The 11658-nt window shown below is 60.6% G+C and carries 11 protein-coding genes; 6 read left to right on the top strand and 5 right to left on the bottom strand.

Going from position 1 to position 11658, the window contains the following annotated elements:
• Positions 1-160 precede the first annotated feature (160 nt).
• On the bottom strand, positions 161-1003 hold the full coding sequence (gene cysQ / locus AC07RO_RS18650; RefSeq protein WP_495086769.1) for a 3'(2'),5'-bisphosphate nucleotidase CysQ: 843 nt from the start codon (positions 1001-1003) through the stop codon (positions 161-163).
• Positions 1000-1566, bottom strand: a complete 567-nt coding sequence (gene nudE, locus AC07RO_RS18645) for an ADP compounds hydrolase NudE (RefSeq protein WP_122534054.1) — start codon at positions 1564-1566, stop codon at positions 1000-1002. Before nudE ends, cysQ begins: the two co-directional genes overlap by 4 nt.
• A gap of 96 nt (positions 1567-1662) precedes the next feature.
• Here nudE and yrfG point away from each other — a divergent pair, with 96 nt between their 5' ends.
• Complete coding sequence (yrfG, locus tag AC07RO_RS18640) at positions 1663-2325, top strand: GMP/IMP nucleotidase (RefSeq protein ID WP_133773649.1); 663 nt, start codon at positions 1663-1665, stop codon at positions 2323-2325.
• A 72-nt stretch (positions 2326-2397) separates the two neighbouring features.
• Here the strand turns inward: yrfG and lysM are convergent, their stop codons facing one another.
• Complete coding sequence (gene lysM, locus AC07RO_RS18635) at positions 2398-2844, bottom strand: peptidoglycan-binding protein LysM (RefSeq protein WP_192171331.1); 447 nt, start codon at positions 2842-2844, stop codon at positions 2398-2400.
• Between the two features lie 171 nt (positions 2845-3015).
• On the opposite strand from lysM, the gene AC07RO_RS18630 reads away from it, so the two are divergent.
• From AC07RO_RS18630 to AC07RO_RS18615, 4 genes are all read left to right on the top strand, one after another.
• The gene (locus AC07RO_RS18630) at positions 3016-3903 is read left to right on the top strand and encodes a LysR family transcriptional regulator (RefSeq protein WP_192171332.1); all 888 of its coding nucleotides are present in this window, start codon (positions 3016-3018) and stop codon (positions 3901-3903) included.
• Positions 3904-3997: 94 nt separating this feature from the next.
• On the top strand, positions 3998-4837 hold the full coding sequence (gene fdhD / locus AC07RO_RS18625) for a formate dehydrogenase accessory sulfurtransferase FdhD (RefSeq protein ID WP_495086768.1): 840 nt from the start codon (positions 3998-4000) through the stop codon (positions 4835-4837).
• 2 nt (positions 4838-4839) lie between these two features.
• Complete coding sequence (locus AC07RO_RS18620) at positions 4840-7170, top strand: FdhF/YdeP family oxidoreductase (RefSeq protein WP_282365923.1); 2331 nt, start codon at positions 4840-4842, stop codon at positions 7168-7170.
• Between the two features lie 445 nt (positions 7171-7615).
• Complete coding sequence (locus AC07RO_RS18615; RefSeq protein WP_037016408.1) at positions 7616-8077, top strand: YMGG-like glycine zipper-containing protein; 462 nt, start codon at positions 7616-7618, stop codon at positions 8075-8077.
• Positions 8078-8147: 70 nt separating this feature from the next.
• Here AC07RO_RS18615 and AC07RO_RS18610 read toward each other — a convergent pair whose 3' ends face one another.
• Together AC07RO_RS18610 and AC07RO_RS18605 are read right to left on the bottom strand one after the other, a co-directional pair.
• Positions 8148-8576, bottom strand: coding sequence for an acyl-CoA thioesterase (locus AC07RO_RS18610; protein ID WP_495086767.1), 429 nt, complete (start codon positions 8574-8576; stop codon positions 8148-8150).
• Positions 8577-8629: 53 nt separating this feature from the next.
• The gene (locus AC07RO_RS18605) at positions 8630-10561 is read right to left on the bottom strand and encodes a RecQ family ATP-dependent DNA helicase (protein ID WP_495086766.1); all 1932 of its coding nucleotides are present in this window, start codon (positions 10559-10561) and stop codon (positions 8630-8632) included.
• 241 nt (positions 10562-10802) lie between these two features.
• Between AC07RO_RS18605 and AC07RO_RS18600 the strand changes: the two genes are divergently transcribed.
• The gene (locus tag AC07RO_RS18600) at positions 10803-11609 is read left to right on the top strand and encodes a hypothetical protein (protein WP_346628083.1); all 807 of its coding nucleotides are present in this window, start codon (positions 10803-10805) and stop codon (positions 11607-11609) included.
• Positions 11610-11658 lie beyond the last annotated feature (49 nt).

Here is an 11658-nt window from a genome sequence, read left to right as displayed (position 1 = left end):
CCCCGCGCTTTCTCGCAGCAGACACAGCCCCTGTGGGAGTGAGCTTGCTCACGAAAGCGGCATTACAGCCGCTGAAAATGGCGTGGATGTACCAACCTATTCGCGAGCAAGCTCGCTCTCACAATTGATCCCCTACGGCGTCCTCAGAGCTGATGTGCGCTCAAGCCCTCGCCAACGCCAGCAACGCGCCGCGCCATGTCGCCTCAGCCGGCAACGCCAGGAAATACGAATTCAGCAGCGTCTCCCGCGCCGGGTACTTGAAGGTCGTGCCGTCCAGGTTCAGCACTACGCCGCCCGCGCCCTCCACCACACCTTGTGCAGCAGCGGTGTCCCATTGAGACGTCGGCGCCAGACGCGGGTAGCAATCGGCGGCCCCTTCGGCCAGCAGGCAAAACTTCAGCGAGCTGCCGATATTGGTCAGCTCTAGCTCACCCACCACTTCCGACAAACCGGCCAGCAACTTCTGTTGCTCGGGGCTGGAGTGACGACGGCTGGCGACCACGGTGAACGCTTCTCCCGCGCCCGGCTCATTGCGCACGCTGATCGGCGCCATATGCTGCGAATCGTCACTGCGCCACGCACCCAGCCCGGCGCCACCGAAATAGCAGCGGTTATTGGTCGGCATCGACACCACGCCAAATACCACGCGACCGTTCTCGATCAGTGCCACGTTGACGGTGAACTCTTCGCTGCCGGCAATGAATTCCTTGGTACCGTCCAGCGGGTCCACCAGCCACCAGCGTTGCCACTGGCTGCGTTCGCTCAACGGGATGTTGGCGTCCTCTTCGGACAGGATATGAATACTCGGATCCAGCGCCTTGAGGCCCGCCACCAGCAGCTCATGGGCAGCCAGGTCAGCGGCCGTGACAGGCGAGTCATCCGACTTGACCTCGACTTCCACGCCGGAGCGCCAGAACGGCAAAATGACTTCGCCGGCCCGCCGGCAAAGCTCTATGACGGGCGCAAGCAGCGGGTGCGGCAATTGTGCGAATGTCGGGTTCATGGCAGGAAGTCCCCACGCTCGGCCAGCAGATCCCGGGCGAGGTACAGCGCCGCCAGCGCGCGCCCTTCAGTGAACTGCGGATTCTGAACCAGACTGGAAAGCTCGCGCAGATTGACCTTGTCCACGCGCATCGGCTCAGGCTCGTCGCCGGGCAGTGTTTCCTCATACAAATCGGTGGCCAGCACGACCTGGATTTTCTGGCTCATGTAGCCGGGCGAAAGCGACAGCTCGGTCAGGTGCACCAAGGTGCGCGCGCCATAACCGGCCTCTTCCTTGAGCTCGCGATTGGCGGCGGCCAGCACGTCCTCGCCCGGCTCGATCAAGCCTTTGGGCAGCGACAGCTCGTACTGATCCGTGCCGCCGCAATACTCCTCGATCAGCACGGCGTGGTCGGCGTCGAGCATCGCCACGATCATCACCGCGCCGTAGCCACTGCCGCTGCCGACCAGCCGCTCGTAGGTACGCTCGACGCCGTTGGAAAAGCGCAGCTGCACTTCTTCAACGCGGAACAGACGGCTGCTCGCGACGATTTCGCGAGAGAGGACGGTAGGTTTCTGCTGCATGACGAGCTCCTTGGCGTAGACGGGTTACTATACCGTGGCTTTTGCGGATGTCTTCGCCGCAAACCCACGCGACCCCTTCAACGCCGAGAGACTTGTATGCCTTCTTTGCCCTGGCGCGATATCGACACCGTTCTGCTGGATATGGACGGCACGCTGCTCGACCTGCATTTCGACAATCACTTCTGGCTGGAGCATCTGCCCAAGCGCTATGCCGAAGTGCACGGGGTCAGTCTGGCCATGGCGCAACTGGAGCTGATGCCGCTCTTCGAAAAAAACGCCGGCACCCTCAACTGGTACTGCACCGATTTCTGGAGCACGGAGCTGAACCTGCCGGTGAAGGACCTGAAAGTCGAGATCGCCCACCTCATCGCCTTGCGCCCCGACGCCGAGACGTTTCTGGCCGCCCTCAAGCAGGCCGGCAAACGGGTGATCATGATCACCAACGCACACCGCGACTCGCTGTCGCTGAAGATGGAAAGACTGGAACTGGCGCCCTACTTCGAGCGTTTGATCAGCTCCCATGACTACGGTTATCCCAAGGAAAACCCGCAGTTCTGGGACGCGCTGCAGGACGATATCAAGTTCGATCCGGCGCGCAGTCTGTTCATCGACGACACCTTGCCGATCTTGCGCAGCGCTGGGCGATACGGCATCGGCCATTTGTTGGCAGTGCGGGAGCCGGACAGCCGAAAAGGCCCGAAAGACACCGAAGAGTTCGAGGCTGTTGAAGATTATCGGGCGTTGATACAGGGCTTGTAAGAATCATGCAGCGAGGGTTGCCGTACGGTCAGCGCTAACGCTGGTTTCCGTACGGCCAGTACAACTTACCGCTTACTCAGGAATACGCAGAACCTGACCTGGGTAGATCTTGTTTACGTCCTTCAGCATCGGCTTGTTGGCGTCGAAGATTTTCTGGTACTTGTTGGCATCGTGATACACGCGCAGCGAGATAGCGCTGAGGGTATCGCCCTTCTGAACAGTGACGAACGTCGCAGCAACCACAGCAGGTGCGCCGGCGGCGATGGTCAGCTGATCATCAACGCTGCCAACACCGGCGATGTTACCGGCCGCCAGTACGATCTTCTCTTTCTCTTCCTGACTGGCGACTTCGCCCGTCAACGTAATCTTGTCGCCTTCGACCGTCGCATGAACGTTGGGATTGCCCAACCCGACAGACTCGATGTGCTTTTTCAGCTCATCGCTGGCGTTGGCGTTTCCTGGGGTGAGCAGGTCGATAAGCTTCTCACCGGCTTCCTTCACAAAACTGAACAGACTCATGGGTTTCTCCTTGGTGTCGTCGTAGTGTCGTTGTGGTTTCCCGCGCAACATCTGTTCCGCTGACATTGCCCGACAAGACTCCGACCTTTGGCCGCGTCCCAAGGTTTCAAGCCATTTGACGTTCGGTCGCGATAGACTTCGCCGGGCCGGCCTGTGCCTCAAGGAGAGACGATGGACATCAAGCAGCTGAAATTTCTGATCGCCCTCGACGAAACCCGTCACTTCGGGCAGGCCGCTGCGCGCTGCCATATCACGCAACCGACACTGTCGATGCGTCTGCGCAGCCTTGAAGAAGAGCTGGATCTGCCGCTGGTCAATCGCGGCCAACGCTTCGAAGGCTTCACCGCGCCGGGCGAACGCGTTCTGGCATGGGCGCGCACGGTGCTGGCAGCGTATGACGGCTTGCAGGCTGAAGCCGCCGCCTGTCGCGGGCATCTGGTCGGCACGTTGCGACTGGGCGTGGTGCCACTCTCGAACTTCGATCCGCTGCCCTTGCTGCAACGCCTGCATTCCCTGCACCCGAACATGCGCTTCGAGCTTTCATCCCTGAGCTCCGAGCAGATTCTCGATCAACTCGCCAGCAACCGCCTGGACCTCGGGGTTTCGTATCTGGACCGACTGGACTCCGAGCGTTTCGACTCATTGCAACTGGCCGAGACGCGGATGGGTGTGATGTATGACCAGCGCTATTTCAGCTTTGCCGAAGAGACGTCGAGCTGGGAAAGCCTGACCAAACTGCCCTTGGGCCTGCTCACCAGCGGCATGCACTTTCGGCAGTCCATCGATCACAACTTCCACAGCCGCGGCCTCCATCCGCAGCCGATCATTCAGACCGATGCGGTCCATCAGCTGCTGCAAGCGGTTCATGGCGGCTTCTGCTGCGCGATCATGCCGTTGGACGGCGGGCTGGAATCCCTCACCGAGCATCTGCGTTTGCAACCCATCGAAGACGCACAGACTCTGGCTCGACTAGGCTTGATCATGCGTCGCTCAGCGCCGCGCTCGGCATTGGCTGAAGCCTGTCTGGCGCTCTATCACACGATGATGCAAGAAAGTTGATCGACGTCATCTATCGGTGCATCAGTACTAGCGATTAGACGTAATCCGACCGGAGGCCTAGGCTTAAGCCTAATCATTCTGCCGGTTACTCCCAATGCACGCCAAGCACATGGATATCACGGCGCCCGCACAACAACTGCCCGCGCCCGCCGCAAGCCAGTCCTACAGCTATTCGAACCTCGAACACGACGTCAGCGAGCCCAATGTGCTGGCCGAGGAAGTCGCGTTGGCGATCGCCTACAACGGCATCAGCCAGGCGGTCATGCTGGTCACGCCCGGCGATCTGGAAGACTTCATCGTCGGCTTCAGCATCGGCAGCGGGCTCATCGAATCACCGGACGAGATCTACGACATCAAGCTCGGTGGTTGTGGCTCTGCGCAGACCGCAGAAGTTGAAATCGCCAGCCGCGCCTTCTGGAACCTGAAAACCCAGCGTCGGCAAATGGCCGGCACCAGCGGCTGCGGCCTGTGCGGCGTTGAAGCCGTCGAGCAGGCCTTGCCCGAGCTCAACGTGCTGCCCGGCGCCCCTCTTCCCCCCGCCGAATGGCTGAAAGGCCTGCGCGCGCGCATGGGTGAGTTTCAGCCACTGGGTGAACACTGCGGCGCCGTCCATGCAGCGATGTTCATGGACGCTCGCGGCGAAATTCTTTTAGGTCGTGAAGACATCGGCCGACATAACGCTTTGGACAAGCTGATCGGCGCGCTGATTCGCCAGAACATCCCGACCACGGGCGGGCTGGCTATCGTCACTAGCCGCTGCAGTCTCGAACTGATTCAAAAAGTGTTACGTGCCGGCATTCAGACCCTTGTCAGCCTGTCATCGCCGACCGGCCTGGCGCTGCAATGGGCTCGCCGCCACAACCTCAACCTCATTCATCTGCCTAAACACAGTGCGCCGCGGGTTTACAGTCCTGCGTTGGAGAATCAAGCGTGAGCATGCATAAAGAAGCCGACAAGGTATCGACCCCCCGCTACAAGCCCTACAAAGGCCCGGCTGGCGGATGGGGCGCATTGATCAGCGTCGCCCACTTCTGGCTGACCAGTGACAACGCCCTGAAGAACATTCGCACGATGCTCAAAACCAACCAGAACGGCGGTTTCGACTGCCCGGGTTGCGCGTGGGGCGATTCGCCGGAAAGCGGCATGGTCAAGTTCTGCGAGAACGGCGCCAAGGCCGTGAACTGGGAAGCGACCAAGCGCCGCGTCGACCCGTCTTTCTTCGCCCGCTACAGCGTGAGCGCGCTGCTTGAGCAAAGTGATTACTGGCTGGAATATCAGGGCCGTCTGACCGAGCCAATGGTCTACGACGCTCAGACCGATCGCTATAAGCCGATCGCCTGGGACGACGCCTTCGCCCTGATCGCCAAGCACCTGAACAACCTGCCAAGCCCGAACATGGCCGAGTTCTACACTTCGGGCCGTGCCAGCAACGAAGCGGCGTATCTGTATCAGCTGTTCGTTCGTGCCTATGGCACCAACAACTTCCCTGACTGCTCGAACATGTGCCACGAAGCCAGCGGCGTTGCGTTGTCGCAAAGCGTGGGCGTCGGCAAAGGCACGGTGACCTTCGAGGACTTCGAGCACGCGGACGCGATTTTCGTCCTTGGCCAGAACCCGGGCACCAACCACCCGCGCATGCTGGAACCGCTGCGTGAAGCGGTTAAACGTGGCGCGCAAGTGGTGTGCGTCAACCCGCTGAAAGAACGCGGTCTGGAACGTTTCCAGCACCCGCAGCACCCGCTGGAAATGCTCAGCAACGGCTCCGAGCCGACCAACACGGCGTATTTCCGTCCGGCATTGGGCGGCGACATGGCCCTGCTGCGCGGCATGGCCAAGTTCCTGCTGCAGTGGGAACGTGAAGCCCAGGCGAAGAATGAGCCATCGGTGTTCGATCACACGTTCCTCAATGAGCACACCAACGGCGTACTGGAATACCTGGCGGCCATCGACGATACCTCGTGGGAATTCATCGTCGAGCAATCGGGTCTGCCATTGACCGACATCGAACTCGCCGCGCGCATGTACGCCAAAGGCAAGAACGTGATCATGTGCTGGGCGATGGGCATCACTCAGCATCGCCATTCGGTGCCGACCATCCAGGAAGTCTCCAACCTGATGCTGCTGCGCGGCAACATCGGCCGGCCCGGCGCTGGCCTGTGTCCGGTGCGCGGTCACAGTAACGTGCAGGGCGACCGCACCATGGGCATCAACGAGCGTCCGCCGGCGTTCTTCCTCGATGCGCTGGAGAAACGTTTCCAGTTCAAGGTGCCGCGTGAAAACGGCCATAACGTCGTCGAAGCGATTCACGCGATGCTGGAAGGCCGTGCGAAAGTCTTCATCGGGCTGGGTGGCAACTTCGCCCAGGCCACTCCGGACAGCCCGCGCACCTTCGAAGCCCTGAGCAACTGCGACCTGACCGTACAGATCAGCACCAAGCTCAACCGCAGTCACCTCGCCCACGGCAAAGAAGCGCTGATCCTGCCGTGCTTCGGCCGTACCGACATCGACATCCAGGCCGAAGGCCCGCAAGCAGTGACCGTTGAAGACTCGTTCAGCATGGTCCATGCGTCCAATGGCCAGCTGAAGCCGCTGTCGCCGCAGATGCGTTCCGAGCCTGCGATTCTGGCGGGCATCGCCAACGCAACGCTGGGCAAGCAGCCGGTGGACTGGCTGTGGCTGGTGGCGGACTACAGCCGCATTCGCGACCTGATCGCCGACACCATTCCGTCGTTCCAGAACTTCAACGAGAAGATCAAGAACCCGGGCGGTTTCTATCTGGGCAACGCCGCAGGCTCCCGTCGCTGGAACACGCCAAGTGCGCGGGCCAACTTCAAGCCGAACGTATTGCCGAGCGATCTGGTGCATGAAAGCGTGCGCGGGACAGGCATCGTGCCGGACCTGATCATGCAGTCGATGCGTTCGCACGATCAGTACAACACCACCATCTATGGCCTGGACGACCGTTATCGCGGCGTTAAAGGTCAGCGTGACGTGATGTTCGTGAATGAGGCCGACATCATTCGGCTGGGCTTCGTACCGGGTCAGAAAGTCGACATCGTGTCGATCTGGGGCGATGACATCACGCGTCGCGTGAAGGGCTTCACCCTCCTGCCGTTCGACATCCCGGCCGGCCAAGCCGCTGCGTATTACCCGGAAGTGAACCCGTTGGTACCGCTGGAAAGCGTCGGTGACGGCAGCAGCACGCCAACGTCCAAGTTCGTCGCGATCAAGCTGGAACGGCATGTGGAGACCGCGCGGATTATTTAGTCTGCGTAGCAAAGCATGTCTATGTGGGCGAGATGGCCCGCATAGACCTGCTTTCAGTCTCCAGAGAATTGGCTGAGTGTTCCGGCCCCTTCGTGAGCAAGCTCACTGCCACAGGTTCATCGCACTGATCGAGATAGCTCGCTGACTCACGTCCTTGTGTGAGCGAGCTTGCTCGCGAAGGGGACCTTTCAGCCGCTGGATGTTCACCGGATGTACTGGTCACGTCGCGATCAAGCTCACCTGCGCAGCAGCCACAAAAAAAGGCCCGAATCGCGAGATTCGGGCCTTTGTCCAGTAGCGTATGACTCATCAACCTGACTTAGGTTCCCAAGCCAAAACAATAAGTTAGCGTTTTGTATACAGGTCGTGTTACTCGTCGGAATTCGATTGTGACATTTTCTTCATACTTGCAGGATCGCGGCGTCATCCCTACGAGCATTCCTACATGAAGTATTCCTCGATTCTGTTGTTGTCGTTCTCACTGGTCAGCGGTTTTGCCTCAGCAGGCGATAACGTGACGGCCGGCGTGGGCGGCGCATTGGGTGGGGTACTCGGGTCCGTCGTTGGCCAGCAGGTCGGCGGCAGCACAGGTTCGGCAATCGGTGCCGGCCTTGGCGGCGCGGCCGGTGGCGCAGTGGGCGCCAACCGCCGGAACCGTACCGAAGCCGCAATCGGCGGCGGCCTGGGTGCCGCGGGCGGCAACGTGATTGGCCGCAGTGTCGGCGGCAGCACGGGCAGTCTGATCGGCGCAGCGGCGGGCGGCGGCGCGGGCGGCGCACTCGGCAACTACATGGGCGACGAAAGCCGCCGTGACGACGACCGAGGCCGTGGCTACCGTGGCGATCGCCGCGACTACAAACACGGTCGCGGCCACGCGTACGGTCATCGCAAGCACCATCGTGACTAACGCCGTCGAGCCCAACGCGCGCACCTGACCCGATGAACACCGGCCGCCCTTGACGCGGCCGGTTTCATTTTCAAACCACCAATCGCTCAAGCGCCTGCCGCAACCCCGTCGGGATCGGCACCGGCTGATTGGACGCCCGATCCACGAACACATGCACGAAGCGGCCTGCCGCCCGCGCTTCGTCTTCCCCCGCCTTGAACACCGCCAGCTCATATTGCACCGAGCTGTTGCCCAGCTTGCCAACCCGCAGCCCGACCTCGATCAACTCCGGATAGGCAATCGACGCAAAGTAATCGCACGACGAACTCACCACAAAGCCCACCGCTTCACCGTCGTGGATATCCAGCCCGCCCTGCTCGATCAGGTAGGTATTCACCGCGCTGTCGAAAAAGCTGTAATACGTGACGTTGTTGATATGGCCGTACACATCATTGTCGTGCCAGCGCGTGACGATCGGCTGAAAGTGGCGGTAGTCGGCGCGCCGCGGGGTGTCGTTCATGTGGCTCCCTCCAGTTGTCTGTTGTGCTTCTTCGTTTATGAGGTTGGTAAAGGCTATTGAATCTGGCTCTGAATCCATTCCCGCACCTCGGCATACGGATACGCCTCCAGCGCCGCAAACCCGCCGATATTACGGGCCTTGAGCCGGGTAAACATCGGCACGCTGATACCGCAGAAAAACCGCGTCAGGCACTCCGCACCCGGCTCATGCCCTCGGACCTCAAGGTGCTTGCCAACGAACTCGCTGCACAGGTCCGCGAAGTTCTGCTCGGTCAACGGCGTCAGGGCAGGCGGCTCGGGGAGCACAGCCACATGGCCCTCGCACACCGAACAATGGCCGCACTGCTCGGGCGCACGGTCGTCGCCGAAGTATCGGGCCAGACGATGGCTGAGGCACTGCTCGCTGGCAAACAGTTCGAGCATCGCGTGGATGCGCGCGACTTCGGTCTTTTCGTGATCGACGAAATAGTCATGCAACTCCTCGCTCAGCGCCTGCGCGTCGAAGTCGGCGGCGATCGGGCTGTAGACCTCCGTCATCTGCTTGCTTTCGAGTTCGATCCAGCCCTTTTCCTGAAAGAAATCCAGCGCCGTCACAACTCGCCCGCGCTCGGCCTGATACTGCTGATACATCGCGTCGAAATTCACGGTTGCCCAGGTGCGCGCCCGGCTTGAAGTTTCGATCAGCGCCTGCACGAATTGGCGTCGTTCGCCCTGAAAGCGTTGCACCAGCACCTGCGGCTCTATCAGGTACTTGAAGCGATACTCCGCGAAATACGAATAACGCGGCGCAATGATCCCGCGCAATTCCAGCTGCACCAGCAGCGTTTTGAGGGGCAGTTGGCGGATGTTGCTGAGGTCCGACAACGGCGCCAGCAGAAACTCCCACTGACTGTCGTTGCGCGCGCCTTGCAGATCTTCCAGCACCAGCCGGATGCCCTCCTGCTCCGGCGTGTCGCCGTACACGAAGTTTTCCAGCACGTTCAGGCTGTCGCGATTGGCCAAGACCAGACACTCCGACGTCGCCCCGTCGCGCCCCGCACGGCCGATTTCCTGGCTGTAGTTCTCGATGGATTTGGGCAGATCGAAATGCACGACGTTGCGGATGTCACTCTTGTCGATGCCCATCCCGAACGCGATCGTGGCAACGATGCAGTTCAGGCGCCCGTCCATGAACTGGCGCTGAATCGACTCGCGCTTATCGTGGGGCAGACCGGCATGGTAGGCGTACGCCGGGATGCCGTTCTGCGACAGATGAGCGGCCACGAACTCGGCAGTCTTCTGCAGCGTGACGTAAACAATGCTCGGCTGCCCGGCCCGTTCGCCAAGCCACTCCACCAGACGCCGGCGCTTGTCCCGGCCTGCAACGGGCTCAACCCGCAGCGTGAGGTTGGATCGGTAGAAGCCGGTCGTCACCACATCGTCCAGCGCGATGCCGAACTTGCTTTGCATGTCATTAATGACTTGGGGCGTCGCGGTCGCTGTCAGGAGCAGCGCCTGGGGGATGTTGAACTCGCGCTGGTAGTCAGGGAGTTTCAGGTAATCGGGCCGGAAGTTGTGGCCCCACTCGGAAATGCAGTGCGCTTCGTCCACGACCAGAAGGGAGATCGGCACCTGTGTGATGAAGTGTCGGAAGCGCTCGTTCTTCAGGCGCTCGACGGAAATCATCAGGATTTTCAACTCACCGGAGCGGGCCCTGGCCATGACCTCGGCGACGTCATCGCGGCTTTGCGCGGAGTCGATGCTCGCTGCCGCAATGCCGTGCCGTTGAAGGAAAGCCAACTGGTCCTGGATCAGCGCCAGCAGCGGTGACACCACCAAGGTCAGATGCGGCAGCAGCAACGCAGGCAGCTGATAGCAGAGGGATTTACCGGAACCTGTGGGAAATATCGCCGCAGCGGAGCGCCCTGCCAACACCACACTGATGGCGGCCTCTTGTCCGGCGCGAAACTGCCGATAACCGAAAACCTGCTCAAGGGTTTGATGCATGTGTGCCACTCCTTTGACCGTCGCAAGGGCGTGAACCATAGCGCGGTGGGTCCGGGCGCAATACACCTAAACCATTACAGAAATATCGGACAGGATACATCCCGGATACAAGTACCGTACGCGGTGCTGGCAAAACGGCATTCCGACGATTAATCTCGCGCGACGCAACCCATCGCTGCACATCAGACAGCCCGTTCGGCGGTAACCCCGTCTACGTCAGAAGATTCGCCAAGGAGAGGCAATGCAACCCACCACACCGCAGCCCGAGGATGACGGACTCACCATGCAGCGGCTGGCACCCGGTCAGTTCGACGTCGTGCTCGGTTCTCATCCCACCCGAAGCAGTGTTGCATCAGGCAAAAGCAATTGGCCGTTGAGCAGCCTTTTGATCTGCCTGGCACTGCTGATAGCCATCCTCTTTCTGATCGCGCAGATGTTTCGCACGCCCAAGCCGGCAGCAACGGTCATCCCTGCGCCGCCCATCGCTGAGGTGGTCAGCGAGCCTGACCCAGAGCCCGTCGCTCAGGTACGCAACGTCGAACAAGTGGTTTATATCGCCCCCAAGGTCGAAGTTTCCCAGCCCGCCACGGCGCGGCCGCTCGACGCCTGCCTGAAAGACGGCAATGTCATCGACCGGGACGTCATCAATTGCCGCTTCGGTGAAGCTCAGGCCAACGACTCCCAAGTCACTCGACCCCAAGGCATGGTTTCAGATCGTTACATGGCGAACTACAAGGCTGCCGCCGCCAAACCCAAAACGGAGCCCGCGCGACGCTACGAAGTAGCGGGCGTGTTCATCCGCGAAATTGACGGCCGCAACCGCTACGAAGCCCGCTATCGCATTTCCAACAACCACATTGAAACCAACAGTGTCTGCATGAACTTCTTGGCCGACAGTGTCGAACACCGTGAATGCCGCCGCGCCGCCGTACCCTACTTCAAAGACATGTGCAGCGATTGGAGCAAACGCGTCGCCAAAGACAAGAGCGACAAAAACAAACTGGCGCAAGAGCAATACTGCACGGCGGCCCGGGAATATTCCGCCTGATAGGTGATCAACTGACGTGCCGAGAAACCCATCAGTGCTTATTAACTAA

The organism is Pseudomonas sp. GW821-FHT07F05, assembly GCF_059418765.1.
Note: the sequence above shows the minus strand (reverse complement) of the source record. Positions and strands in the feature narration are given on the sequence as shown.